This is a genomic window from Variovorax sp. PDC80 (assembly GCF_900115375.1).
Classification (GTDB): Bacteria; Pseudomonadota; Gammaproteobacteria; order Burkholderiales; family Burkholderiaceae_C; genus Variovorax.
The window spans coordinates 102,027-128,473 of the sequence record NZ_FOWG01000005.1; the positions used below are offsets into that span (position 1 = coordinate 102,027).

22 protein-coding genes and 1 riboswitch are annotated in these 26,447 nt (G+C 70.5%); of the genes, 15 read left to right on the top strand and 7 right to left on the bottom strand.

All coding sequences use genetic code 11. The annotated features are described in order from the left end of the window. Positions 1–7: 7 nt before the first annotated feature. Positions 8–142: riboswitch (ZMP/ZTP riboswitch) on the top strand. A gap of 41 nt (positions 143–183) precedes the next feature. Continuing rightward, positions 184–1,428: a serine hydroxymethyltransferase gene (gene glyA / locus BM109_RS16265; protein WP_093344314.1), complete on the top strand. Its 1,245-nt coding sequence runs from the start codon at positions 184–186 to the stop codon at positions 1,426–1,428. A gap of 24 nt (positions 1,429–1,452) precedes the next feature. Beyond that, positions 1,453–1,896, top strand: coding sequence for a transcriptional regulator NrdR (nrdR, locus tag BM109_RS16270; protein ID WP_057594475.1), 444 nt, complete (start codon positions 1,453–1,455; stop codon positions 1,894–1,896). Positions 1,897–1,932: 36 nt separating this feature from the next. Here nrdR and BM109_RS16275 read toward each other — a convergent pair whose 3' ends face one another. Genes BM109_RS16275 through pilV form a run of 6 tightly spaced genes read right to left on the bottom strand, consistent with a single transcriptional unit; the run spans position 1,933 to position 8,771 of the window. Beyond that, complete coding sequence (locus BM109_RS16275) at positions 1,933–2,481, bottom strand: GspH/FimT family pseudopilin (protein ID WP_093344316.1); 549 nt, start codon at positions 2,479–2,481, stop codon at positions 1,933–1,935. Continuing rightward, on the bottom strand, positions 2,478–2,906 hold the full coding sequence (locus tag BM109_RS16280) for a type IV pilin protein (RefSeq protein ID WP_093344318.1): 429 nt from the start codon (positions 2,904–2,906) through the stop codon (positions 2,478–2,480). The genes BM109_RS16275 and BM109_RS16280 overlap by 4 nt, the downstream gene beginning before the upstream one ends. After that, a complete protein-coding gene (locus BM109_RS16285; protein ID WP_143129177.1) occupies positions 2,903–6,574 on the bottom strand; it encodes a pilus assembly protein in 3,672 nt (1,223 codons plus the stop codon). Before BM109_RS16285 ends, BM109_RS16280 begins: the two co-directional genes overlap by 4 nt. A gap of 10 nt (positions 6,575–6,584) precedes the next feature. Continuing rightward, positions 6,585–7,232 carry a pilus assembly PilX family protein gene (locus tag BM109_RS16290; RefSeq protein WP_093344321.1) on the bottom strand — a complete coding sequence of 216 codons (648 nt, stop codon included), beginning with the start codon at positions 7,230–7,232 and terminating at the stop codon, positions 6,585–6,587. Next, a complete protein-coding gene (locus BM109_RS16295) occupies positions 7,229–8,173 on the bottom strand; it encodes a PilW family protein (protein WP_143129178.1) in 945 nt (314 codons plus the stop codon). Before BM109_RS16295 ends, BM109_RS16290 begins: the two co-directional genes overlap by 4 nt. Beyond that, positions 8,166–8,771, bottom strand: coding sequence for a type IV pilus modification protein PilV (gene pilV, locus BM109_RS16300; protein WP_177239360.1), 606 nt, complete (start codon positions 8,769–8,771; stop codon positions 8,166–8,168). Before pilV ends, BM109_RS16295 begins: the two co-directional genes overlap by 8 nt. Positions 8,772–8,931: 160 nt before the next feature. On the opposite strand from pilV, the gene ribD reads away from it, so the two are divergent. From ribD to BM109_RS16375, 13 genes are all read left to right on the top strand, one after another. After that, positions 8,932–10,059, top strand: coding sequence for a bifunctional diaminohydroxyphosphoribosylaminopyrimidine deaminase/5-amino-6-(5-phosphoribosylamino)uracil reductase RibD (gene ribD, locus BM109_RS16305; RefSeq protein ID WP_093344324.1), 1,128 nt, complete (start codon positions 8,932–8,934; stop codon positions 10,057–10,059). Between the two features lie 122 nt (positions 10,060–10,181). After that, a complete protein-coding gene (locus BM109_RS16310) occupies positions 10,182–10,829 on the top strand; it encodes a riboflavin synthase (RefSeq protein ID WP_057594483.1) in 648 nt (215 codons plus the stop codon). A gap of 37 nt (positions 10,830–10,866) precedes the next feature. Then, the gene (ribBA, locus tag BM109_RS16315; RefSeq protein ID WP_093344326.1) at positions 10,867–12,021 is read left to right on the top strand and encodes a bifunctional 3,4-dihydroxy-2-butanone-4-phosphate synthase/GTP cyclohydrolase II; all 1,155 of its coding nucleotides are present in this window, start codon (positions 10,867–10,869) and stop codon (positions 12,019–12,021) included. 5 nt (positions 12,022–12,026) lie between these two features. Beyond that, positions 12,027–12,503, top strand: a complete 477-nt coding sequence (ribH, locus tag BM109_RS16320; protein ID WP_057594485.1) for a 6,7-dimethyl-8-ribityllumazine synthase — start codon at positions 12,027–12,029, stop codon at positions 12,501–12,503. Then, positions 12,500–13,069, top strand: coding sequence for a transcription antitermination factor NusB (nusB, locus tag BM109_RS16325; protein WP_093344327.1), 570 nt, complete (start codon positions 12,500–12,502; stop codon positions 13,067–13,069). The genes ribH and nusB overlap by 4 nt, the downstream gene beginning before the upstream one ends. A gap of 40 nt (positions 13,070–13,109) precedes the next feature. After that, positions 13,110–14,294 (top strand): pyridoxal phosphate-dependent aminotransferase, encoded by a 1,185-nt coding sequence (locus BM109_RS16330; RefSeq protein WP_093344328.1) that lies wholly within the window; start codon positions 13,110–13,112, stop codon positions 14,292–14,294. 658 nt (positions 14,295–14,952) lie between these two features. Further along, positions 14,953–15,402 (top strand): tol-pal system-associated acyl-CoA thioesterase, encoded by a 450-nt coding sequence (gene ybgC / locus BM109_RS16345; RefSeq protein ID WP_093344330.1) that lies wholly within the window; start codon positions 14,953–14,955, stop codon positions 15,400–15,402. Continuing rightward, complete coding sequence (gene tolQ / locus BM109_RS16350; protein WP_093344331.1) at positions 15,399–16,118, top strand: protein TolQ; 720 nt, start codon at positions 15,399–15,401, stop codon at positions 16,116–16,118. The genes ybgC and tolQ overlap by 4 nt, the downstream gene beginning before the upstream one ends. Positions 16,119–16,134: 16 nt before the next feature. Continuing rightward, positions 16,135–16,575, top strand: a complete 441-nt coding sequence (locus BM109_RS16355; protein ID WP_093344332.1) for an ExbD/TolR family protein — start codon at positions 16,135–16,137, stop codon at positions 16,573–16,575. 22 nt (positions 16,576–16,597) lie between these two features. Continuing rightward, entirely contained in the window at positions 16,598–17,554 is a 957-nt protein-coding gene (locus tag BM109_RS16360) for a cell envelope integrity protein TolA (RefSeq protein WP_093344334.1), read from the top strand. A 154-nt stretch (positions 17,555–17,708) separates the two neighbouring features. Next, the gene (locus BM109_RS16365) at positions 17,709–19,439 is read left to right on the top strand and encodes a peptidoglycan D,D-transpeptidase FtsI family protein (RefSeq protein WP_093344335.1); all 1,731 of its coding nucleotides are present in this window, start codon (positions 17,709–17,711) and stop codon (positions 19,437–19,439) included. 67 nt (positions 19,440–19,506) lie between these two features. Next, positions 19,507–20,760 (top strand): M48 family metalloprotease, encoded by a 1,254-nt coding sequence (locus BM109_RS16370; RefSeq protein WP_143129179.1) that lies wholly within the window; start codon positions 19,507–19,509, stop codon positions 20,758–20,760. Beyond that, positions 20,757–25,976 carry a DUF4011 domain-containing protein gene (locus BM109_RS16375; protein WP_093344338.1) on the top strand — a complete coding sequence of 1,740 codons (5,220 nt, stop codon included), beginning with the start codon at positions 20,757–20,759 and terminating at the stop codon, positions 25,974–25,976. Before BM109_RS16370 ends, BM109_RS16375 begins: the two co-directional genes overlap by 4 nt. Here the strand turns inward: BM109_RS16375 and BM109_RS16380 are convergent. Continuing rightward, positions 25,951–26,346: a YgiW/YdeI family stress tolerance OB fold protein gene (locus BM109_RS16380; protein ID WP_093344340.1), complete on the bottom strand. Its 396-nt coding sequence runs from the start codon at positions 26,344–26,346 to the stop codon at positions 25,951–25,953. The genes BM109_RS16375 and BM109_RS16380 overlap by 26 nt on opposite strands. Positions 26,347–26,447 lie beyond the last annotated feature (101 nt).

Sequence of the window (26,447 nt, forward strand, 5' to 3'; positions counted from 1 at the left end):
TACACTCGACCGGGTACGCGACTGGCGATAGGCGCGGTGCCGACAAGGCACCCGCGCTGACGTGGACTACCACTGGGAAGCGTACCGCCTGCGACGTCGCTCCAGACGCGCAGGCGATCAGCCGTTCGCCTGGGCAGCCCTTGTTTGGTTGAAGAACAAGGACCTCGTCTTCAAAGGACTGCCATGTACCAACGCAACATCCTGGTCGAACAGACCGATCCCGAAATCTGGGCTGCCATCCAGGCCGAAAACGCGCGCCAGGAACACCACATCGAGCTGATCGCGAGCGAGAACTACGCCTCGCCGGCCGTCATGGCCGCGCAGGGCTCGCAGCTCACCAACAAGTACGCCGAGGGCTACCCGGGCAAGCGCTACTACGGCGGCTGCGAGCACGTCGACGTGGCCGAGCAGCTGGCCATCGACCGCGTGAAGCAGATCTTCGGCGCCGAGGCGGCCAACGTGCAGCCCCATTGCGGCGCCTCGGCCAACGAGGCCGTGCTGCTGGCCTTCCTGAAGCCCGGCGACACCATCATGGGCATGAGCCTGGCCGAAGGCGGCCACCTGACCCACGGCATGCCGCTCAACATGAGCGGCAAGTGGTTCAACGTGGTGAGCTACGGCCTGGACGCCAACGAAGCCATCGACTACGACGCGATGGAACGCAAGGCGCACGAGCACCAGCCCAAGCTGATCATCGCGGGCGCCTCGGCCTACTCGCTGCGCATCGATTTCGAGCGCTTCGCCAAGGTGGCCAAGGACGTCGGCGCGATCTTCATGGTCGACATCGCCCACTACGCCGGCCTGGTGGCCGCGGGCGTCTACCCGAACCCGGTGCCGCATGCCGACATCGTGACCTCGACCACCCACAAGAGCCTGCGCGGCCCGCGCGGCGGCATCATCCTGATGAAGTCGCAGCACGAGAAGGCGATCAACAGCGCGATCTTCCCGGGCCTGCAAGGGGGCCCGCTGATGCACGTGATCGCCGCCAAGGCGGTGGCCTTCAAGGAAGCGCTGTCGCCCGAGTTCAAGGCCTACCAGCAACAGGTGGTCAAGAACGCCCAGATCGTGGCCGAAACGCTCACGCAGCGCGGCCTGCGCATCGTGAGCGGACGCACCGAAAGCCACGTGATGCTGGTCGACCTGCGCGCCAAGGGCATCACCGGCAAGGAAGCCGAGGCCGTGCTGGGCAGTGCCCACATGACCATCAACAAGAACGCGATCCCCAACGACCCCGAGAAGCCGATGGTGACCAGCGGCGTGCGTGTCGGCACGCCGGCCATGACCACGCGCGGCTTCAAGGACGAAGAGGCCCGCATCACCGCGAACCTGATCGCCGACGTGCTCGAGAACCCGCGCGATGCCGCGAACATCGACGCCGTGCGCGCCAAGGTTCACGCGCTGACCAGCCGCTTCCCGGTCTACCGCTGACCTCGAAGAAGAAGCTCTGACCGCATGAAATGCCCTTTTTGCGGTCATCTCGAAACGCAGGTCGTCGAGACCCGCGTTTCGGAAGACGCCGACTTCGTGCGCAGGCGCCGCCAGTGCGGGGCCTGCGACAAGCGCTTCACCACCTACGAGCGCCCCGACGTCAATTTCCCGGTCGTCGTGAAGAAGGACGGCAGCCGCGCCGACTTCGACTCGACCAAGGTCCGCGCATCGATGATGCTGGCGCTGCGCAAGCGACCGGTGAGCATCGAGCAGATCGACAACGCGCTGCTGCGCATCGAACAGAAACTGCTCGCCAGCGGCCTGCGCGAAATCGAGTCGACCAAGGTCGGCGAACTCGTGATGCGCGAACTCAAGAAGCTCGACAAGGTGGCCTACGTGCGCTTCGCCTCGGTCTATCGCAGCTTCGAGGACGTGGACGAGTTCCGGCAGCTGCTGCGCGACATCTGAGCCACGGCGTGTCGACGCCGGGCCGCGGGACGGCTGCTATCCGCCGCCCTGCCCGCACACACCCGTTCCGCATTCCCCCTTCCGATCGGGGTCGCAACTTCGAGGCCGCCCCGACGCCGAGAGGACGACGGCCGCGCGCCGCCCCGTCTCGGCCCTGAACGCGAGGCAGCCCGCGCCGAAGCCCGCATTGCGCAAGCGCCGCGAGAAGCCGTTGGCGTCGTAGTGCACCCCTTGCGCCAACCCGTCGCCCAGTTCCCGGTCGACCGCGATGCCCGGCGGCAGCCCATCGAAGCGCCGCAGCACGCTCGGCGCCTGGTCGCCGTCGGCATCGGTCACCACCGCCCAGCCCGCATCCCAGCCAGCGCCGCCGTCGGCCAGCACGCTGACTGGCTCGCCGCGCCGGATGGCCTCGATCCGCGCCATCCCGAGCGCGGCCACGAAGGCCTGCGACACGGCCGCCAGCCGCTGGTGGAGCAGCAGCGCGCGAAAACCCGGCACGCCGACGGCGGCCAGGATCGCGACGATGGCGATCACGGTGAGCAGCTCGATCAGCGTGAGCCCACGGGCCGGTCCCGCGCGCTTCATTGCCAGCACCGCGCACGCTGCGCGCCATCGCAGCCGCGGCCGCCCGTGCTGTCCAGCCACAGGTTGCCGACCGGCGGGTCCGAGAAGCCGGGCTTGAGCCGCGCCGAGAGCCGCAGGCAGTCGTCGAGGCTGCGCTGGCCGTCGCAATGCTCGCTGCGCACGAGGTACTTGCCGCCTTGCCCGCTCTCGGCGGAATCGCCTTCGTAGCGCCGGTAGTGGCCATCGACGGTGAAGTGGCGCTCCTGCTGCTGCATCTGCGCGAGCAGCGCCGACCGCGCCTCGGCGCGCCAGCCCCGGTGCACCGCATCGATGTAGGAGGGAAAAGCGATGGCCGCGAGGATGGCGACGATCGCGAGTGCGATCAGCACCTCGATCAGGCTCCATCCGAGGGCCGCGCCCGCGCGATGGCCTTGGCGGGTAATCATGGCTGTGTCCCTTGCGGGTCCGGCACCTGGCGCCAGTTGAGACGGCCGGCGCGGCGCGACACCGTGGCACCGTCGGGCGGCTGCGCGACCGACACCGCCGTGCCCTTGCGGGTGCCGGGGCTGAGGGCCGAGAGCCGCCGCGTCTCGACGCGCCGACCGGCCGGATCGGCGGCCCCGTAGGACGCGTCGCCCTGCTGGACCACGAAGGGCGCACCGAGCAGCCCCGCCTCCGAGGGCACGCAGGTGCCACCCTTGGACAGGCCGGTCATCGCGTCCACGGCGCAACTGCGCCCACCGCCTTCGCCGCAGGCCGCCTGCGGCGGAATCAGCGTGTTGAAGAACAGGCGACCATCGGCCAGCACGGACCGCTCGACCAGGCGCTCGCCCTGGTCGCGCGACGCCGGCAGGTCGAGGTACCAGCCGCGCCGCCGTGTCGTCGCGCGGTCGAAGGCGCCGTAGACGAAGGCCTGGCCCTCGATGGCCGTCAGCCCGCCCTCGATGGGTCGTGCCTGCCGTGGCGCCAATTGGGTCCGCGCCTCGCCCGCACGGATTGGCGTGCCCGTGTCCTGCACCGCATACACGGTCTGGACGCCGCGGCGCGAGGCGCCGAGGTCCGCGAGCTCGACGAACTGGCCGGTGCCGAACAGCACGATGCCACCGCCGCCGGGCCCGAGCCCCACTTCCGGCGGCACCGTGATCGGCTGGCGCCGGCTGCCCGCGCCGCCGTCCATCGCGACCATCAGCGGCGCACCGCCGAAGCCCAGCGCGTTGGCCTCGCTCCACGGCGCATCGCGCTCGAAGTCGAACTTCCACAGATTGCCCTGCGTATCGCCGGCATAGAGCCAGCGGACCGTTCCGTCGTCGGCCGCATGGTCGCCGGGCGCGCTCGCGAGCGCATTGACCAGGCGGATGTCCGCGGGCCGGGGCAGCAGGATCTTGTGATAGTCGAGGCCTCGCCGCCAGGGCGTGCCGGCCGGCTTGTCGAGCGACAGCAGGAACAGCGCGGCGCGTTTCTCGGGGTTGCGGTTGTTGAAGCCCGAGGGCACGACCGCGAACCAGGCGTGGGTGGCCGGGCGGCCCGCCGTCGCGGCTTTGGTGCGGAACTTCAGGATGCGCGGCGGCTGCATCAGGTGGCCCATGTCGGGGTCGTCGGCACTGCCGAACTCCCACAGCACCTTGTCGGCCGAAAAGGCCCGCGGATCGCTGACGTCGAGCGCGAAGACACCGGCGGCGCCCGCGCCCAGGCCCGAGACCAGCACGCTCTTCCACGGGCCGTTCGCCATGCGCGCATCGGCCACCGTGGGCGTGCCGTCGACATAGGCGCGATGCGCGCCACCGGGCTGCGCGAGCTGGCCCAGCGCGGGAAACAGCAGGCGCGGGACATAGCCGAAAAGCTCCTCGCCCGTGCGCGCCGAGAAGGCATGCAGCATGCCGTCGTTGGCACCCAGATAGACCGCGGGCTCGCGCTGGCGATGCGTGGCGAGGAATGCCGGGTGGTCGGCTTCGCGCAGGGCGGGATCGGGCGCCCCGACGTACACCGGGGCCGCATGCGCGACATCGCCCATCACCGAGTCGCGCACGCGGAAACGGCCACCCGCGAACGAGGCTTCGTTTCGACGCTCGCCGCGCAGATAGTTCAGGCGGTCGCGGGCCAGGGTGTCGGTGGCCCCGGCAGGCATCGGGGATGCGGGTCCGGTCTCCGTGCGCAGCGAGCGCCGCAAGGGCTCGTCGAGCGCCTCCCATTCGAAGGGAATGCCGACGCCTGCCGTCGACAGCGTGAAGATCTTTCGCGGCGCCGATGTCCCGGATTTCTCCATGCGCGCATCGAGCAAGGCACCCGCATCCCACGACGGCGTGTCGGCCACGCGCAAGGCGCCCGTGTCCGGATCGGTGAACAGGCGAAACGACAGCAAGGTGCCAGCCCAGCGCCGGCTGTCGGAGCGCGAGCGATAGAGGCTCGCGCCGGCCGCGCCCACCGTGTCCGAGGAGAGCGCGGCCGTGGCATTCGCGCCCAGCGGCGGCGCGGTGGCACGGCGCAGCACGCCGTGCAACGCATCCGCCGTCGATCGCGCATCGCTGGCGAGGAAGTAGTTGGCCGGCATCGGCTGCCCGTCGTGGTCGAGCCCTTCCGCCCATTCGGCGTTGCTGAACCATGCCGACTTGCCCGTTGGATCCGGGGCGCCGAAAAGCGCGGAGCTTCGGAACGGATCGCCATCGCCGTTGCGGTCGACGAATCCGCCGTACTTCGCGGCCAGGTAGAGCGCGCTGCCGCGCTGGCGCGTGCCCACCACAGCGCTGCGGTCGGCATCCAGGTCGATCGCGAAGGTCTGTACGCGCAGATCGGGATGGTCACCGCGGATCCGCTGCGTGTGCGCCCAGTAGGCGAGCCCCGCCATGCCGAAGGAGCCCTGGGCCGCGCCCGCCTTCCGATTCTCGAAAGCCCCGACGAGCCGGGCCCAGTGCGCGGTGTCGGGCGAGAAGGCCGCACTGCCCGAGCCCGGCGCCGAACCATCACGGCCGGTGTCGAGGTCTCCGATATTCAGGATGTGATGTCGCTGGCAGTTTCCGAGCACCGGGTCCGCGGGTGTCGGCAGCTTCGCCTGCAGGTAGCGCAGCGATTCATGGAACAGCTCGCCCGCGGGATCGAAGCGCGCGTAGTCGCCCGAGCGTCCGAAGCGGTTCACCGCCGCGATGACACCCTGCGCGGTGCCCGCAAGGTCGTCGCGGAACACGCCGGTGCGCGCATCCCATTCGGCCCGCGGGTTAGCGACCCGGTCGAAGCCGGCATCGGTTTTTTCGGGGCCGATGGACTTCATCGCTTCGCGCAGCACCCCACCCTGGTGCCTGGGATCGCTGCCAGGCAGGTAGCCGAACACGGCGAAACGCGCGTCGCCCGCATGGACCTGCAAGGCGCCCACGGGTTTGTGATGCCCGCTGGGATAGGCGGCGCAAAGATCGCGGCGCACGACGGCCTCATCGGCGGCACAGACCTCGACACGCGCGAAGTAGAGCTCGGCCCCGGCCGCCGAGACGCAGCCGCGGTCCGCATCGGCGCGCATGTCCGCATCGACGACCAGCCGCTCCCCGCAGTTCCGGATGCGCAGCGTTTCGTCCGCGCGAAGCCCGCTGCGCGGTGTCAGCCGCTCGAGATGCCCGCGCACGGTCTTGACGGAAAGCTCGACACCAGCCCCGATCGGCCAGGTCGCTCGCTGCAGCACGGTCCGCTCCGGCGTGTCCACCACGCGGTCGCCACCGGTCAGCGCCATGCGCAGGTGGTCGAGCGGCGATGCCGTGGCCCAGTTCAGCAGATTGCCGCTCCACTGCCCGCGGCAGGCGATCTCGCCACCGGCGAGCGTGGTGGCCGTTGCCGTGCGTCGGAAGTAGCCCTCGACACGCAGGTAGTCGTAGCAGCCCTTCGCATCCCAATAGCCCTCGTAGACCTTGGCGGGCTCGAAGCCGCCGAGGTACGCCGGTCCCGCGTTCGAGGCCTTGATCGACAGGTCGATCACGATGTTGGGATCGGGCTGACCGGCCAGCGCGTGGACCGGCACGCTGGTCAGCAGCGCATCGGGCGGTGTCGTGGATGCGATGCCGGCCCCTGCCGGCGCGCTCCACGTCGCGCAGAAAACCAGGGCGATGCACACGATGAATGCGCGAAGCAAGGGCATGGCAGTCCGATCAGGTGGAAGGAGAGGAAGCGTCGGCACAGCCGGGACTCGCCGACGGCTTGGCCAACGTGGTCTGCAGCAGCACCCGCGTCTCCTCGCGCGGCCCGAAGCCGATGGCGGTGACGCGGAAGACATGTGTCGCGACGGCCGCGCTCGCGCTGTGCAGCACGCCCGGCGGGCCGCTGCCCCGGCTGCGCAGGGCCTCGACGATGTAGCGCGGCGCGCGCACGGACAGGCCACCGGCACCGGTGGCATAGACCTGCCCGGTGAAGCGGCCATAGGCCACCGACCGGTTCGCATCGGGTGCGAAATCGACCTGCGTCCACACCGGCGGGTCGCCCACCGGCGCGGCCGCGCAGAGTCCCAGCCGTGCGCCGGTCCCGGCGCAATCGGCGACGAAGGCCGAGACATCGCGGCCATCGAACAGGCACAGCCGCTGCGCCGCATGGTCGTTGGGCCCGAGCACGTCGCGCTCGGCATCGAGCAACGCGGCCTCGGCCGCCTGGAAAGCCACCTCGGTGTCGCGGTCGTTGCGCGCGATGCGCTCGCCGACCAGCGCGTTCTGCGCTGCGGCGAGGCCGAGCACCGACACCACGAGCAGCAGCATCAGCACGACGATCAGCGAGAAGCCGCGCGAGGCGCGCACCGGCCGGTTCATGGCGCGGCCTCGCGTTGGCTGTTTCGCAGCGCCACCGTGAAGCTCGCGACACGCCGCAGCCGCCCGTCGGCCGCGGGCCGGAAGCGCGCCGCCGGGAACTCGGGGCCGAGCGGATAGAGCTGCGCCTCCTCGGGCCGGGGCCAGTGGCCCGGCCGTGCGCTGCGCGCCACCATCCCGATGCGCAACGCCACCACCTGCCGCCAGGCCGCATTGCCGAGCGACGACGCGGCCGCCACCGCATCGAGCTGCGCGGCATCGAGCCACTGCTCGGGCGTGCCGTCGCCATCGAGGTCACGCCCGAACAGCACGCGGAACACTTCGATGCCACGCGCCAGCGGCTCGGACCGAAAGCTGCCGCTCCGGTCGCCGCGGTATTTGCAATAGAGCTCGGGCTCCCCGTCGGCCGCCTCGGCGACATGGAAGATGCTCCAGGCCCGGTCGGCCGGCGTGGCGGTGCCGGCGCTCGGCGCGGGCTGCGCGAAACCCATGCAGTCGACCATGGTGCCGTCGGCCTCCGTGGCGCTGCCGTCGTCGTCGGTGCGCGAGCTGCCGGCAAAGCGCACCAGCAGCGAATCGCTGTCGTTCACGCCGCGTGCGTTGTGCCTCCCATAACTTTCGCCGCTGGCGCCGACGCGAGTGTTGCGAGCACCGACGATGTCGAGGTCGAAGGGATCGTTCCCTGCGGCCGCGGCCGTATCGCCGGCCGCGCGATCGGCATAGCCGGCCTGCCGCACCGTGCGCCGCACGACGAAGGCGGCGAAGCGCAGCGACTCCTCCACCGTGCGGGCCTCGGACTCGGCGACGAACAATTGCCGGCTGCCGCCGAAAGCCAGCATGGCCGCGAGCACCACCACCAGGCCGAGCGCCAGCGCGACCATCAGCTCGACCAGCGACACGCCACGCAGCCGCGCGCGCCCTGCGGGTTCGACACGCTCAGCCACCGCGCGGCCCCTCGCTGGCCTGCGCGGGCATCAGCGGCATTGCGAGCCGCGGCGGTGCCGATGCCCCCGCGCGGCGCTGCGCCTCGCTCGCGTTGCGCGGCAACCAGCCGAGCTTGACGACCAGCAACGGTCCGTCGTCCTCGCAGTCCCAGGCATGGGCGCCCGCTGCGTCGTTCCATGGATTGCCGTCGAAGCAGACCGTGATGCGCGCGCCCGGCAGGGCCTTCGCGGCGCGCCGCTTCCACGCCTGCATGTCCCAGCGCGCGAGGTCCTCGGGTTTGCAGGCGGCGCCGGCCGCCGCGCAATCGGTGACGCCCGCCTCGCCCGCTGCAGACCCTGCCGTCCATTGCGCCACGAGGTAGCCATTGGCCGCATCGCGCCGCCCCGCCACGGCCCGGTTGAGCCGCGTCTTCTCTGACAGCTCGCGCACCAGGTTCAGCGCCGCGCCGAAGTTCGCGGCCTCGCCGCTCGCGCGCACCGCATGCAGCAACATGGCCGCCGCGCCCAGCAGCCCCAGGCTCAGCAGCGCGATGGACACCAGCACCTCCACGAGCGAAAAGCCCGCGGCGGCATGCGCCGTTCGATTCGACCTTGCCATATCCGTCCTCCCCCCCGTTCTCTTCTGGTGTCGCGTGTCTCGCGATCGAACGGCAAGCGTACGAGCGCACCGGGCGCGAGCGCCGCGCCGTCCATCCGCATTCGCGCGCCGCTCGTATGATCCCGACGCACCCCTGTCAACTTTTCCTCGCGAAGCCTCCATGCCCTCCCCCCAACACGACGCGCAGCACATGGCGAGCGCCCTGCGCCTGGCCGCGTCGGCGCTGCTGATCACCGATCCGAACCCGCGCGTGGGCTGCGTGATCGCCGATGCGCAGGGCCGCGTGCTCGGCCAGGGCCACACGCAGAAGGCCGGCGGCCCGCATGCCGAGGTGATGGCGCTGCGCGACGCGGCGGCACAGGGGCATTCGGTCGCGGGCGCCACCGCCTACGTCACGCTCGAACCCTGCGCCCACCATGGCCGCACCGGACCGTGCTGCGATGCGCTGATCGCGGCCGGCATCGGCCGCGTGGTCGCCTCGCTCGCCGATCCCAATCCGCTGGTCGCGGGCCAGGGCTTCGAGCGGCTGCGCGCGGCGGGCGTGGCGGTCGAGGTGGGCCCGGGCGCCGAGGAAGCGCGCGAGCTCAATCTCGGCTTCCTCTCGCGCATGGTCCGCAAGACCCCCTGGGTGCGCATGAAGGTCGCGGCCTCGCTCGACGGCCGCACCGGCCTCGCCAACGGCGTGAGCCAATGGATCACGGCCGAAGCCGCGCGCGCCGACGGCCACGCCTGGCGCGCCCGGGCCAGCGCGGTGCTGACGGGCGTCGGCACGGTGCTCGAGGACAACCCGCGCCTGGACGTACGGCTGATCGAGACGCCGCGCCAGCCGCACCTGGTGATCGTCGACAGCCACCTGCAGACACCGCCCGACGCTCATCTTTTCATAGCAGGCCGCGCGGTCTGGATCTATGCGGCGGTGCGCGACGAAGCCCGCGCCGCGGCGCTCGAGGCCCGCGGCGCCACGGTCAGCTGCCTGCCGAATGCCCACGGCAAGGTCGACCTGCCCGCGCTGCTGCGCGACCTCGCGGCGCGCGGCGTCAACGAGCTGCACGTGGAATCGGGCCACAAGCTCAATGGCTCGCTGCTGCGCGAAAGCTGCGTCGACGAGCTGCTGGTCTATCTGGCGCCCAAGCTGATCGGCAGCGGCCTGGACATCGCGAGCCAGATCCACGCCGACGGACCGCTGGTCTCGCTGGCCGGGGCGCTGCCGCTGGCATTCCGCTCGGCCGACATGATCGGGCCCGACCTGCGGATCGTGGCGCGCGTGGCCGGCCGGGACGCTTTCTGACGCCGCCCGCGGCGCGCCGGCTGCCGTCCACAGCCGCCCGGCGAGACGCCCGCGCAACTGCGCCGGCGGTCCCGAAGTGCCAGGAAATGCCGCGGGCCTTCCGGACCTGCGAAAATGCGCGGATGTTCACCGGAATCATCACCGGCGTGGGGCGTATCGCCGCCATCCACGACCTCGGCTCCTCCTCCTCCCACGGCAAGAGACTCGGCATCGCGGCGCCCGACGGCTACCTCGACGACGTCGGCCTCGGCGACAGCATCGCGCTCAACGGCGCCTGCATGACCGTCACCAGTTTCGACCCCGCACAGAGGCTCTTCACCATCGACATCTCGGCCGAGTCGCTCGACAAGACCGCGGGCCTGACCGAGGAAGGTGCGCGCATCAACCTCGAGAAAGCCCTGCGCGCGAGCGACCGCCTCGGCGGCCACATCGTCTCGGGCCACGTCGACGGCATCGGCACCGTGAGCCGCTTCGAGCCCGTGGGCGAGAGCTGGGAGCTGCGCGTAGTCGCGCCGCAGGCGCTGGCGCGCTTCCTGGCCTACAAGGGCTCGATCACCATCAACGGCGTGAGCCTCACGGTCAACACCGTCGCCGACGCGGCCGACGGCAGCAGCGAGATCAGCATCAACCTGATCCCGCACACCGTGCAGAACACCTCGCTGGGCGACCTGCGCGCCGGTTCGCGCGTGAACCTCGAAATCGACACCGTGGCGCGCTACGTGGAGCGCATGCTCCAGGCGGGCGTGCTGCAGCCGGCCCGGCCGGCCTGACACCGACATTCCCCGCATCCAAGGACCCCGCCCCATCATGAACGCATCCGTCACGCCGATCGGCGCCTCGCGCGCCAATCGGACGCCCGCGCCGATCTCCCCGGTCGAGGAGATCGTGGCCGAACTGGCCGCCGGCCGCATGGTCATCCTCGTCGACGAGGAAGACCGCGAGAACGAGGGCGACATCGTGGTCGCCGCCGACCACATCACGCCCGAGGCCATCAACTTCATGGCACGCCATGCGCGCGGCCTGATCTGCCTCACGCTGTCGCGCGAGATGTGCGAACGCCTGCACCTGCCGCCGATGGTGGCGCGCAACGGCACCAAGCACGCCACCGCCTTCACGGTCTCGATCGAGGCCGCCGAGGGCGTGACCACCGGCATCTCGGCCGCCGACCGCGCCCGCACCGTGCAGGCCGCGGTGGCGCGCAACGCCGTGGCCGCCGACCTGGTGCAGCCGGGCCACATCTTCCCGCTGCAGGCGGTCGACGGCGGCGTGCTGATGCGCGCCGGCCATACCGAGGCCGGCTGCGACCTCGCCGCCATGGCCGGCTGCTCGCCCGCCTCGGTGATCTGCGAGGTGATGAACGAGGACGGCACGATGGCGCGCCTGCCCGACCTGCAGCTGTTCGCGGCCGAGCACGGGCTCAAGATCGGCACCATCGCTGCGCTGATCGAGCACCGCAGCCGCACCGAATCGCTGATCAAGAAGGTCGGCTGCCGCGAGATCCAGACCGCCTGGGGCGCCTTCACGGCCCATGCCTTCGTCGACCAGCCCAGCGGCGGCGTGCACCTCGCGCTGGTGCGCGGCAAGTGGGCGCCCGAAGACACGGTCGACGTGCGCGTGCACGAGCCGCTGTCGGTGCTCGACGCGCTCGAGATCAACCGCTCGCTGCACTCGTGGAGCCTGGACGCCAGCCTCTCGCACATCGCGCAGCTCGACCGGGGCGTGGCCGTGCTGCTGAATTGCGGCGAAACGGCCCACGAGCTGCTGGCCCAGTTCGACGGCACCGCGCGCCCCGCGCAGGCGCCCGAGCGCGGCCGCATGGACCTGCGCAGCTACGGCATCGGCGCGCAGATCCTGCGCGAATGCGGCGTGCAGAAGATGACTTTGCTCGGCACGCCGCGGCGCATGCCCAGCATGGCGGCCGGCTACGGCCTCGAGATCGCCGGCTATCTGGCAAAGGACTGAACGACATGCAAGGTGCAAACCAGGGCGCGGCCGACAAGCCGCTGGACGGCAACAGCGGCAAGGGACTGCGCATCGGCATCGTGCAGGCGCGCTTCAATGCCGACATCACCGATGCGCTCGCCAGCGCCTGCCTCGACGAGTTCGCGGCGCTGGGCGTGGCCGCCAACGACATCCACCACGTGCGCGTGCCCGGCGCGCTCGAAGTGCCGGTCGCGCTGCAGGCGCTGGCCGAGCGCGGCGGCTACCACGCATTGGTCGCGCTGGGCTGCATCATCCGCGGCGAGACCTACCACTTCGAGCTGGTGGCCAACGAATCGGGCGCGAGCGTGAGCCGCGTGGCGCTCGACTACAAGCTGCCCATCGCCAACGCCATCCTCACCACCGAGAACCTCGAGCAGGCCGTCGCCCGCCAGACCGACAAGGGCCGCGACGCGGCCCGCGTGGCGGTGGAAATGGCGCGACTGCTGGCCGACCTTTCATGACCGACGACACCAACCAAGAAGACCAGGGAGGCGCTGCGCCGCAGCGTTCCGCACGACCGGACAAGGCGCGAGCGACGCGCACCGGCCTGACCTCCACCGGCGCGCGCAAGGCCTCGGCCAAGTCCAACCGCACCCGCGCGCGCGAGTTCGCGCTGCAGGCGCTCTACCAGCACCTGGTGGGCCGCAACGAGGCGGCCGCCATCGACAGCTTCACGCGCGACCTCGCGGGCTTCCACAAGGCCGATGCCGCGCACTACGACGCGCTGCTGCACGGCTCGATCGAAGGCGCCGAGCAGCTCGACGCGCTGATCGTGCCGCTGCTCGACCGCAAGCTGGCCGAGATCTCGCCGATCGAGCATGCCGTGATGTGGATCGGCGTCTACGAGTTCCAGCATTGCCTCGACGTGCCGTGGCGCGTGGTGCTCAACGAGTGCATCGAGCTCGCCAAGGAGTTCGGCGGCACCGACGGCCACAAGTACGTGAACGCGGTGCTCAACGGCCTCGCGCCCCAGCTGCGTCCGCTCGAGGTCGAGGCCGACCGCGCGACCGGCAAGGCGCGGCCCTGATCCCTTCTCCTCTTCTCTCTTCTTTCGCGAAGCACCCCGCATGAGGATTTCGACCCGGGCCGAGCGCATCGAGCCCTTCTACGTGATGGAAGTGGCCAAGGCCGCCGGCAAGCTGGCGCGCGAGGTGGCCCACACCGACCGGCCGATGATCTTCCTGAACATCGGCGAGCCGGACTTCACCGCGCCGCCGCTGGTGCAGGAAGCCGCGGCGCGCGCGGTGCGCGCCGGTGCCACGCAGTACACCCAGGCCACCGGCCTCGACCATCTGCGCGAACGCATCAGCCAGTGGTATCGCGACCGCTTCGGCGTCGACGTGCCGGCGCGCCGCATCGTGGTCACGGCCGGCGCCTCGGCCGCGCTGCAGCTGGCCTGCCTCACGCTGATCGAGGCCGGCGACGAGATCCTGCTGCCCGACCCCAGCTATCCCTGCAACCGCCACTTCGTGAGCGCGGCCGAGGGCAAGGCGGTGCTGATCCCGACCACCGCCGAGGAGCGTTTCCAGCTCAGCGCCGACAAGGTCGAGGCCGCCTGGACCGACAAGACCCGCGGCGTGCTGCTGGCCTCGCCGTCGAACCCGACCGGCACCTCGATCGCGCGCGACGAGCTGCGGCGCATCCACGAGGTGGTGAGTTCGCGCGGCGGCATCACGCTGATCGACGAGATCTACCTGGGGCTGTCCTACGACGATGCCTACGGGCAGACGGCGCTGGCGATCGACGACAACGTGATCAGCATCAACAGCTTCAGCAAGTACTTCAACATGACGGGGTGGCGGCTGGGGTGGCTGGTGGTGCCGGATGTTCTGGTGCCTGTGGTGGAGCGGCTGGCGCAGAACCTGTTCATCTGCGCGAGCACGGTGGCGCAGTACGCGGCGCTGGCTTGCTTCGAGGCGGAGAGCATTGCGGAGTACGAGCGGCGGCGCGGCGAATTCAAGGCGCGGCGCGACTGGTTCATTCCGCAGCTCGAGGCGTTGGGGCTACCGGTTCCGGTGGTTCCGGATGGAGCCTTCTATGCCTGGGCCGATTGTTCGGGGCTGGCGGCTCGGCTCGGGATTTCGGGGAGCTGGGATTTTGCGTTCGAGGCTATGAAGCGGGCGCATGTGGCTGTGACTCCTGGTCGCGACTTCGGGACTGCTGATACTGCTAGCTTCATTCGGTTCTCTACTGCCAGTTCTATGGCGCATCTTGAGGAAGCTATTGGTCGGTTGCGTGGTTTGGCTGGATGAAGGTTTCGGCTTTCTGGTTTGAAGCTGCTTTTTTGTTAAGGCTGTTGGCCGGGATTTCGCCCCGGCGGGCGAGTCACTTTCTTTTGCTTCGCCAAAAGAAAGTAACCAAAGAAAAGGCGACCCCGCTGTCTGTGTCCCTTCGCTTCGCTACGGGCAACCTGCGGTGCTCGGGGAAAGCGGGGGTCCGCAGAACTCGCTGCGCTGCGCTTCGCTCAGACAGCTGCGGCCCTTATCCCGCTTTCCCCTGCGCTCCTCGGCACAGCCAGAGGGGACTAGGGTCAACGCGCCGTGGCGCGTCCTTGTGTGGGTTGCAGGAGTGCTTCCGCTCCGGGTCTTCTTTCAAGGCCGAGCGAAGCGAAGGCCCGTTGGGCCTTGGTGGCCGAGCGCAGCGATGGCCCGAACCACCCCTCTGGCTGCGCCGAGGAGCGCAGCGTTTCGCGGATAAGGGCTCGCAGCTGTCTGAGCGCAGCGCAGCGGAGCGAGTTCTGCGAGACCCCGCGAAACGCGAGCACCGCAGGTTGCCCCGTAGCGAAGCGAAGGGGTCGCAGACAGTGGGTCGCCTTTTCTTTGGTTACTTTCTTTTGGCGAAGCAAAAGAAAGTGACTCGCCCGCCGGGGCGAGACCCGGCCAACAGCCTAAAAGAAGAACACAACAAGCAATGACCTACGAGTTCCCCCTACGCGTCTACTGGGAAGACACCGACGCCGGCGGCATCGTCTTCTACGCCAACTACCTCAAGTTCATGGAACGCGGCCGCACCGAATGGCTGCGCTCCCTCGGCGTAGAGCAGAACAAGCTGCGCAACGAAACAGGCGGCCAGTTCGTCGTCAGCGAGACCCAGATCAAGTACCACCGCCCCGCCCGCCTCGACGACCAGCTCATCGTCACCGCCGACCTGCGCCAGATGGGCTCCGCCTCACTGATAATCGCGCAGACCGTGCTGCTGAAGCCGGAGCAGGCGGGCGCCACCCCCACCCTGCTGTGCGAAGGCACGATCCGCATCGGCTGGGTCGACGCCGCCAGCCTGCGCCCGGCACGGATTCCGGCGCAGGTTTCGGGAACCCTCGAACGCTATCGCGGCTCCATGACTCAACCCTTCAAGCCATGAATCAAGATCTCTCCATCATCAATCTCCTGCTCCATGCCAGTTTCATGGTGCAAGCGGTCGTGCTCCTCCTGGTGATCGTCTCGATCGCGAGCTGGGCCGCGATCATCCGCAAGTACTTCGCGCTCAAGCGCATGCGCGCGCTCAACGACGACTTCGAACGCGAGTTCTGGTCGGGCACCAGCCTCAACGAGCTGTTCGCCTCGGCGGCGCAGAACGCCAAGTTCGCCGGCCCCATGGAACGCATCTTCGCCTCGGGCATGCGCGAGTACCAGAAGCTGCGCGAACGCCACGTGAGCGACGCGCCCACGCTGCTCGATGGCGCCCGCCGCGCGATGCGCGCGAGCTTCCAGCGCGAGCTCGACGCGGCCGAACAGAACCTGTCCTTCCTCGCCACCGTGGGTTCGGTCTCGCCCTACGTCGGCCTGTTCGGCACGGTCTGGGGGATCATGCATGCCTTCACCGGCCTGGCCGCGCTGACCCAGGTCACGCTCGCCACCGTGGCGCCCGGCATCGCCGAAGCGCTGGTGGCCACCGCCATCGGCCTGTTCGCCGCCATCCCGGCCGTGGTGGGCTACAACCGCTTCGCGCGCGAGATCGACAAGATCGCGATCGCCCTGGAGACCTACATCGAGGAGTTCTCGAACATCCTCCAGCGCAACCTGTCCTCCAACCCGTCCGCGGCGGCCCCGGCGGGCCCCTCGGCCACCAACCGCTGAACCGGAGCGCGCACGCATGCCCGCCGTTTCGTCCCGCGGCCGCGGTCGCCGCACGATCAACGAGATCAACATGGTCCCGTTCATCGACGTGATGCTGGTGCTGCTGATCATCTTCATGGTCACCGCGCCGCTCATCACGCCGAGCGTGATCAACCTGCCCACGGTCGACCGCGCCAACAAGCAGCCCGACAAGCCGATCGAGATCGTCATCAAGAGCGACGACGAGGTGCAGGTCAAGAAGGACCCCTCCCAGGGCACCGGCGGCGCCTCGGTGCCGATGACGCAGATCGGCAGCATCGCCAAGGCCGCGCAGAACGGCGACGACCAGCGCCCGGTGGTCATCAGCGCCGACAAGTCGGTCAAGTACGAGACCGTGGTGAAGGCCATGAACCAGCTCAAGCGCGCCGGCATCGAGCGCGTGGGCCTGTCGGTCCAGACCACCAACGCCAAGCCGTAGCGCCAGCCGGACCCCGAAACGCATGTCACTTGCCCTCGATCGCCCCGAGTTCGCGCCGCCGCCGCAGCGCGGCACGCCGCGCGCCGTGGTGCTCGCCCTGATCGCGCACGCGCTGCTGATCGCCGCGCTGACCTGGGGCGTGCGCTGGAAGAGCGAAGGCGACGACGACGCGGTGGAAGCCGAGCTGTGGTCGCCCACGCAGCAGGTGGCCGCGCCGCGCATCGCCAACCCGCCGCCGGCCCCCGAGCCCACGCCCGCACCGCCGCCTCCCCCGCCCCCGCCGCCTCCTCCGCAGGCCGTGCGGCCCGATCCCACGCCGGCGCCCAAGGCGCCCGACATCGCGCTCGAGCGCGAGAAGAAGCTGCGCGAGGAAAAGGAACAGCGCGAGCGCGAACAGGAACAGCAGCGCCAGCAGGAGAAGAAGCGCCAGGAAGCCCAGGCCAAGAAGGAAAAGGACCAGCTCGAGGCCAAGAAGCGCGAGGAAGACCGCCAGAAGGAACTGCAACAGCAGAAGCAGGCCGAGCAGCAGAAGCTCGCGGAACAGAAGAAGCGCGACGACGCCAAGAAGCTCGAGCAGCAGAAGGCGCAGCTCGACAAGGACCGCCAGGACAACCTGCGCCGCCTGATGGGCCAGGCCGGCTCCACGGCCGAGCAGACCACCGGTCCGCGCTCGGGCAAGGGCGCGGGCAGCGGCGGTCCGTCGGCCGGCTACTTCGGCCGCGTGGCCGCGCTGATCAAGCGCAACGTGGTGTTCGATCCGAACTCGATCAGCGACAACCCCGCGGCCGAGATCCAGATCCAGACCTCGCCCGACGGCACCATCGTCGGCACGCCGCGCCTCGTGAAGTCCAGCGGCAATGCCGCCTGGGACGACGCCGCCCTGCGCGCGGTGCAGAAGACCGAGGTGATGCCGCGCGACGTCGACGGCCGCGTGCCCTCGCCGTTCCCGATCATCAGCGTGCGGCCGAAATCGCAGTGATGCACTGAAGAAGCAAGCGGCGCGGTGCTTCGGCCCCGCGCCGCCGCAGTCTTAGCGCCGAATGAGCGCGCGCGCCGGCCCGGAACTCGCGGCCTCCGGCCCCCTCTACCGCCCACAACAACACGGCGGGGAAGAGCGCTCCCTCAGAAGAACGATGAAGCCCAACGGACACATCCGGTATGGCAGCAGCCCCCTGCTCGCGAGCAGGACACCGGTCTGGCGCAGCAAGCTCATCGTCGCGGCCGTGGCCTTCGGCTTCCTGCTGCTCGCGGTGCGCGCGGCCTACGTGCAGGTCTTCGACAACGACTTCTTCCAGCACCAGGGCGAGGTGCGCTACCTGCGCACGCTCGAGCTGCCGGCCAACCGCGGCCGCATCCTCGACCGCAACGGACTGATCCTGGCCTCCGACATTCCCGCGCCCAGCATCTGGGCTATTCCCGAGGACATCGAGCGCGACGACCCCGCCGTGCAGGCCCGGTTGCGTGAAGCGGCACGGTTGCTCGGCATGCCGCAGAAGGACTTCGACAAGAAGCTCGAGGACGAGGACAAGAGCTTCGTCTGGATCCGGCGCCAGGTCGATGAATCCGTGGCCAAGCAGGTGGCGGCGCTCGGCATCAAGGGCCTCTACCTGCGCCGCGACTACCGCCGCCAGTACCCCGAGGGCGAGGCTGCGGCCCACCTGGCCGGCTTCACCAACGTCGAGGACATCGGCCAGGAAGGCGTGGAGCTGGCCTTCGACAAGGACCTGGCCGGCAAGGCCGGCTCGCGCCATGTGCTGAAGGACCGGCTCGGCCACATCGTCGAGGACACCGAGGACCAGGTGCCGCCGACCGACGGGCGCGACATCCAGCTGAGCATCGACGACCGCGTGCAATCGCTGGCCTACGAGAAGATCCGCGACGCCGTGGTCGCGAACAAGGCCCGCGCCGGCAGCGTGGTGGTGGTCGACGCGCGCACCGGCGAGCTGCTGGCGATGGCCAACTACCCGAGCTACAACCCCAACGACCGGCGCAACCTCAGCGGCGAGCAGTTGCGCAACCGCGCCATGACCGACGTCTTCGAGCCCGGCTCGACGATGAAGCCGATCACCATCGCGACCGCGCTGCAGCTCGGCCGCGTCACGCCCAAGACCATCATCGACACCAATCCGGGCCGCATCACCGTCTCGGGCGCCACCATCCACGACGACGAGAACTTCGGCGTGCTCACGGTCGAGGGCGTGATCCAGAAGTCGAGCAACGTCGGCGCGACGAAGATCTCGCAGCGCATGTCGGCGCAGGAGATGTGGAACTCGCTGACCGCGGTCGGCCTGGGCCAGAAGCCGCAGACCGTGTTCCCGGGCGCGGTGACCGGGCGGCTGCGGCCGTGGAAGTCGTGGCGGCCGATCGAGCAGGCCACCATGTCCTATGGCTACGGCCTCTCGGCCTCGCTGTTCCAGATCGCCCATGCCTACACCGCCTTCGCGCACGACGGCGAGGTGATCCCGGTCAGCCTGCTGAAGAACGACGGCACGCCGCCCACGGGCGTGCAGGTGTTCTCGCCGCTGGTGGCCAGCGAGGTGCGCCAGATGATGCACCTGGCGGCCGCGCCCGGCGGCACCGCGCCGCTGGCGCAGACCATGGGCTATTCGGTCGGCGGCAAGACCGGCACCGCCCACAAGCAGGTCGGCAAGGGCTATGCCTCCGACAAGTACCGCGCCTGGTACACCGGCATGTCGCCGATCGACAAGCCGCGCATCATCGTCGCGGTGATGGTCGACGAGCCCGGCGCCGGCAAGTACTTCGGCGGGCTGGTGGCCGCGCCCGTGTTCAGCCAGGTGGTGCAGGAGACCTTGCGCATCATGAACGTGCTGCCCGACCTCGCGGTCGCGCCGATGGCGCACTGAGGAAGGACGGCACCGCCACGGTGCTCGTTTAGGATCGTCGGCAACTCTTGTTACCGGCGATCCCGACATGGTCGACTCCTCTCCCGGCGCCCCCTCCCCCACGCTTTCTCCCGTCGGCCTGGCCGACCTGGTGCCGCTGCCCTACCAGCAGGCGCTGGCCGCCCATCTGCAGGCGAACGAGCCCGAGGCCTGGCGCTGGGCCGCCTCGGCCGAGGCGCGGGAGGAGCATGCGGCCGCCGTGCGTGCCGAGCTGCTGCGCCAGTCGTACCGGCTCGACGCCGACGCGCATCCCGAGCTGCATGCGCATGCCGCGCTGGTCGCGCAGCGGCTCGGCGTCACGGTGCCGATCACGCTCTACCAGGGCCACGACGGCGCGATGAACGCCGCCATCCACATGCTGCCGGGCGAGGCCCACATCGTGCTCTCGGGCCCGCTGCTCGAGCGGCTGCAAGGGCCCGAGCTGCAGGCCGTGCTCGGCCACGAGCTGGCCCATCACCTGCTGTGGACGCGCGACGACGGCCGCCACCTGGCGGTCGACCGGCTGCTGCAGGCGACCGCGGCCGATCCGCGCGCCGACGCGAGCCACCTGCAGACCGCGCGGCGCCACAGCCTCTACACCGAGGCCTTCGCCGACCGCGGCGCCTGCGTGGGCTGCGGCGCGCTCGAGCCCGCGGTGAGCGCGCTGGTCAAGGTGCAGACCGGCCTCGCGCAGGTCCATGCCGCGAGCTACCTGCGCCAGGCCGACGAAATCAGCGCCGGGCCCGACGCGGCCACGCGCGGCACCAGCCATCCCGAAGTCTTCGTGCGCGCCCGCGCGCTGCGGCTGTGGAGCGAGCGCGATCCGCAGGCCGATGCCTGGCTGGCCGGCGCGCTCGAAGGCCCGCTCGACCTCGGCACGCTCGACGTGCTGGGCCAGGAGCGCGTGGGCGGCCTGACCCGCGCCGTGGTCGCGCGGCTGCTGCGCGAGCCCTTCATGCAGTCCGATCCGTTGCTCGCGCATGCGCGGCGCTTCTTCCCGGGCTTCGTGCCCTCGCTGCCGCAGGCCGTCGAGCCGCCGCCGCCCGATCCGCTGCCCGCCGGGCTGCACGACTACATGGCCAGCGTGCTGGTCGATTTCGTCGCGGCCGATCCCGAGCTCGACGACGCCGCGCTGGCCGCGGCGCTCGCGCTGGCCGAGCCGCTGGGCTGCGCCGCGCCGTTCGAGCAGCGGCTCGCGCAGGACCTCAAGCTGGCCAAGCGCAGCCTCGCGCGCGTCAAGCGCGACGCCGCCACCGTGCTCGACAAGGCCCGGGCCCAGCACGCACGGAGCGCCACGGCATGACGAGCATCGCACCGCTGTTGCAGTTGCTCGACACCGCCAATGCCCACGGCGGCCTGCAGACCGACGACGTGCTGGCCCTCGCGCTGCCGTTGCTGCGCGAGGTCTCGGCACTGCACGAGCAGGGCCGGGTCGCCGCGCTGGGCCATGCGATGGCCTACCGCGTGAACGAGCTGCCCGCGCTGGAACTGGCCCAGCCCGCGGGCGCCGAGCCGAAGCGCAACCCGCAGGCGATCGCGCCGCTCGAGCGCCCGGTGGCCTCGGTGCTGCGCGTGGTGGGCGAGGAACGCGTCACCGTCGAGGCCGGCATCGGCGTCGCGCGCGAGAACCTCGAGGTGCTGCCCGAGGCCACGCCCGACACGGTGCCGCAGCGCCCGGCCTACCTGCCCGGCTACGGCGCCTGGGAGCAGCGCTTCGCGCACCACGACGCGCTCAGCGACATGCTGTGCCTGGGCCAGGTGCTCGCCAGCCTGGCCTGCGGACTCGACTTCACGCAGGGCGAGGAGCTCGCGCGCTTCGCCGAGCACCGCGGCAACCTGTTCGAGATCAACCGCCGGCTGCACCCGGTGCTGGCCGCGGTGATCGTCGAGATGACGGCGCTCGATCGCCACGAGCGCGCGCGCGACCTGCCCTCGGTGATCCGCCGCCTCGAGACCTACCGCGACCAGCCGCTGGACCTGGGCCTGGAGCGCCTCGCGAACCCGAAGGACGGCGCGGGCCAGCGCCGCCAGGCGATCCAGCTGCACCTGCGCGACCGGCTGTTCGACCTCTCGCGGCGCAACCGGCTGCTGTACTTCAAGCCCACGCAGGCGCACGTCAACCTCACGGTGGCCAGCGTGCCGCTGGTGGTCGACCTGCAGAGCATCCGCGTCGACCAGCTCTGCGTGTGGGACGGCCGCTTCGCCGCCGAGGTCGCGAGCGGCGACCCGGTGCCGCTCGCGCGCTGGCTGCGCTTCGAGGACCAGCCCTACCTGCCGGGCGCGCTCGACCGCATCCTGCAGGAGGCGCGGCGCGACCGCGCCGAATACGGCCTGTCGCAGCTCTCGCTGGTGATCGCTTTCCTGCGCTGGCACAACCTCAAGGAGGACGCCGACGAGCGCATCGTCTCGCCGCTGCTGATGCTGCCGGTGGAGCTCTCGCGCAAGAAGGGCGTGCGCGACCAGTACCTGCTCGAAGCCGCGGGCCCCGAGGCCCAGGTCAACCCGACGCTGCGCCATCACCTGCGCCAGCTCTACGGCATCGTGCTGCCCGAGAGCATCGACCTGCGCGAAACCTCGATCGAGCAGTTCCATGCCGAGCTGGCCGCGCAGATCGCGCGCACCGAGCCCGGGGTGCAGTTGCGGCTGCTGCGGCAGCCCGAGATCGCGCTGATCCACCAGCGCGCGCGCCAGCGGCTCGAGCAGTTCAAGCGGCGCGTGCGCGAGCGCGCGCCCTCGGCCGTGCCCATCGCGGCCACCGACTACAGCTATGCGCAGGACGATTTCCGCCCGCGCGGGCTGCAGCTGTTCCATGCCCGCGTGCAACGCGTGCCGCTGCCGCTGGCCGGCGCGGTGGGCGCGCGCCCGACGCCACGTGCACCGCAGATGGCACCGCAGACGGCGCCCGCCGAGGCCGAGCGCCAGACCTTCGCGCTGCGCGAGAACGCCGGCAATCCCTACCAGTGGGACGTGGACCTCACGGCCGTGACGCTCGGCAACTTCAACCACCGCAAGATGTCGCTGGTGCGCGACTACAGCGGGCTGGTCGAATCGGACATGGCGAGCGAGGCCTTCGACCGCGTGTTCTCGCTGCAGCCGCGCCAGGTCGACGCCGAGACGCCTGCCGTGCTGCCGCTGGCCGAGCAATGGCCGGTGGTGCAGGCCGACGCGACCCAGACCGCCGCCGTGGCGCTGGCGCGCACCGGGGCCAGCTACATCATTCAGGGGCCGCCGGGCACCGGCAAGTCGCAGACCATCACCAACCTGATCGCCGACTACGTGGGGCGCGGCCGCCGCGTGCTCTTCGTCTGCGAGAAGCGCGCCGCGATCGACGTGGTGTTCCACCGCCTGCGCCAGCAGGGGCTGGACGAACTCTGCTGCATGATCCACGACTCGCAGGGCGACAAGAAGGCCTTCGTGCAGAACCTGCGCCAGACCTACGAGCAGTGGCTCGAGGCGCCCTCCACGCTCGAGGCCGAGGGCGGCGAACGCACGCGGCTGCTCGATGCGATGGACCTCGACCTGCGCGCGCTCGAGCGCTTCGACGCCGCGATGCGCGAGGTGCCCGCGCACCTGGCCGTCACGCTGCGCGAACTGGTGGCGCGGCTGGTTGCGCTCAAGACCGTCGACCCCAAGCTCACGCCGCTGCAGGCCGAGGCCCTGCCCGACTACGCAGCCTGGCGCCGCCATGCCGAGCTGGCCGCGCGGCTGCACCTGGCCGTGACCGAGAGCCTGGGCGCGCCCACGCTCGCGCAGCATCCGTTCGCGCTGCTCGCGCCCACGCTGCTGCGCCAGCCCAAGCCGCTGGCCGCGCTGGTCGAAGGCTCGGAACGCGCCGCGACGCAAAGCGGGGCCTGCCGCGATGCGCTGGTCGAGGCCTGGCCGCCGCTGGCCGAAGCCGGCGTGACATGGCGCGACGCGCTCGCGCTGGTGGCCGATGCGCGCCGCGTCGCGACGCTGGCCGCGCGCGGGCAGCTCGCGCTGCTCGATGCGGCCCATCCCGCGAGCCAGGCGCTGAACGCCGCGCTCACCGAACGCCGCGGCCTGCAGCAGGCGCTCGACGAGAAGCTGCAACGCACCACGCATTGGCGCGACAGGCTCTCGCACGCCGACACCGAGGCCGGCCTCGCGCAGGCCCGCGCGCAGCAGCACTCGCTGCTGCGCTTCCTCCAGCCCTCGTGGTGGCGGCTGTCGGGCGAACTCAAGCGCCGCTACGACTTCGCCGCGCATGCGGTGCGGCCGAAGCCCGCGCAACTGCTCGAGGAACTGCTGGCCGAGCACACGGCCCGCGCCGCGCTGCGGAAGCAGGCCGCGCAACTCGAAGCCGACTACGGCTGCACCGACCCCGAGGCCTATGCGCAGCAGATGCAGGCACTGCGCGGCCTCGACGATGCCGGCAGCCTGCGCGTCGCCTTCCAGGCCCATCTGCGCAGCGCGCCCGGCGCGAGCCGCGACGTCGAACGCCTGGTCGCCGCGGGCTCACGCTGCGACGTGCTCGATGCGCTGTGGCGCGACCTGGTCCACGATCCCGCAGCCCTGCCGCTGGCCACGCTCGAGGAGCTCGCGCGCACGCTGCACGACCAGGCCGATGCGCTGCCCGCGGTGCTCGCGCCGCTGCAGGAACTCGCCGATGCCGATCCGGCCGTGGCCGCCGCGCTGCGCGGCCTGCCGCTCGCGCCCGAGGCGATCGAGTTCGCGGTCGCGCGCGAGGGCCTCGAGCGCGTCTACCGCGCCGAGCGCTGGCTGCCGCGCTTCGATGCGGCCACGCTCGCGCGCCATGCGCAGCGCCTGGGCGATGCCGAGCGCCAGTTGCTCGGCCGCAATGCGCGCACCTTGGCCGCCGCCGTGCGCCAGCGCTTTCGCGACCATGTGCAGAAGAGCACCCTGCCCGCGAGCCAGCTCGATGCCGAGGGCAAGGCGTTCAAGAAGAGCTACAACGCCGGCCGCCGCGAGCTCGAGCACGAGTTCGGCAAGACCATGCGCTACAAGGCGATCCGCGAACTCGCGAGCGGCGAGACCGGCCAGGTGGTGCGCGACATGAAGCCGATCTGGCTCATGAGCCCGCTGTCGGTGTCCGACACGCTGCCGCTCGCGGCCGACCTGTTCGACGTCGTGATCTTCGACGAGGCGAGCCAGATCCCGGTCGAGGAAGCCGTGCCCGCGCTCTACCGCGCGCCGCAGATCATCGTGGTGGGCGACGAGATGCAACTGCCGCCGACCAGCTTCTTCTCGTCGGGCCGCGATGCCGAGGACCAGACCGTGTCGGTCGAGGATGAGGACAACGAGGGCGACCGCATCGCGGTGGTGCTCGATGCCGACAGCCTGCTCAACCAGGGCGCGCGCAACCTGCCGGCCACCCTGCTGGCCTGGCACTACCGCAGCCGCTACGAGTCGCTGATCGGCTTCTCGAACGCGGCCTTCTACGCCGGCAACCTCTACACCATCCCCGACCGCAGCCTGCCGAGCGAGGAGCGCGCCGAGATCCTGGTGCAGTCGAACGCCGCCTCGGCCGAGTCGGTGGCCGCACAGGCCGATGCGCTGCTCTCGCGCGCCATCAGCTTCCACCGCGTGACCGACGCGGTCTACGACAGCCGCCGCAACACCGGCGAGGCGCGCCACATCGCGCAGCTGGTGCGCGAGCTGCTGCGCCGCGGCACCGGGCGCAGCCTCGGCATCGTGGCCTTCTCGGAGGCGCAGCAGGGCGAGATCGAGGCCGAGCTGGACAGCCTCGCCGCGGCCGACGCCGAGTTCGCGGCACGGCTCGAGGCCGAGTACGTGCGCGAGGAGGACGACCAGTTCTGCGGCCTGTTCATCAAGAACCTCGAGAACGTGCAGGGCGACGAGCGCGACATCATCCTGCTGAGCATCTGCTACGGCCCGAATGCCGAGGGCCGCATGCTGATGAACTTCGGGCCGATCAACCAGCGCGGCGGCGAGAAGCGGCTCAACGTGATCTTCAGCCGCGCACGCCACCACATGGCGGTGGTCTCGACGATCCGCCACGAGGCGATCACCAACGACCACAACGAGGGTGCCGCGGCGCTGAAGAATTTCCTGCGCTATGCCGAATGCCTGTCGCGCGGCGACGATGCCACCGCCACGCGCGTGCTCGAGGGCATGAACCCGCTGACGCGCGGCGCGGTGCGAGCGGGCCACGTGCCGGCCGACGCGGTGAGCGTGCAGCTCGCGGCCGCGCTGCGCGCGCGCGGCCATGCGGTGGACGAGCAGGTGGGCCAGTCGCGCTTTCGCTGCGACCTGGCGATCCGTGCCGCCGGCACGGATTCAGGTGCGGGAAACAGCCACTACGCGCTCGGCATCCTCGTGGACACGGCGGCCCACTACGAGAACCGCAACGTGCTCGAGCGCTATGTCTCGCGCCCGCGGATCCTCGATGCCTTCGGCTGGGAGGTGCGGCAGGTGCTCGCGAAGGACTGGCTGCACGCACCGGAGGCGGTGCTCGACGGGATCGAGCACGCGCTGGTCGAGAAGGGCGCGCTCAGCGCACCACGACCAGCTGCTTGACGTCGAGCTCGACCTTGTTGCCCACGAGGTCCTTGTCGAACTCGCCGGTGATCTCGACGCGCACCTTGTCGTCGATCCTCACGCCGGGCGGGAAGTACTTGGCGTCGATCTCGACCTTCATGCGGCCGGTGTCGTCGGCGAAGGTGTAGTGCTCGCCGCCGTCGTGCGAGACGATGAAGCCGCGCAAGGTGGCGTGCTGGTCGTCCTTGCCGGTGTCGAGCAATTGCTTGACGGTCATGGCGGGCACCGAGCTCGGGCCGGCGTACTGGGCCAGGCTGCTCAGGGGCAGTGCCAGCGCCAGGGCGGCTGTGGCCAGGAAGGCCTGCTTGATGGATGCGTTGCGGGTGCCGGTGGCGGTCTTGTATGGCATGGCGAATGTTCCTCCTCGAACTTGCCGGTTGAAAACGCGCAGGCGCGAAGCCTGCCCCGGTAAGAAGGCCCGGCCCGCGAGGAGTTCCCGCTATCGCTTTT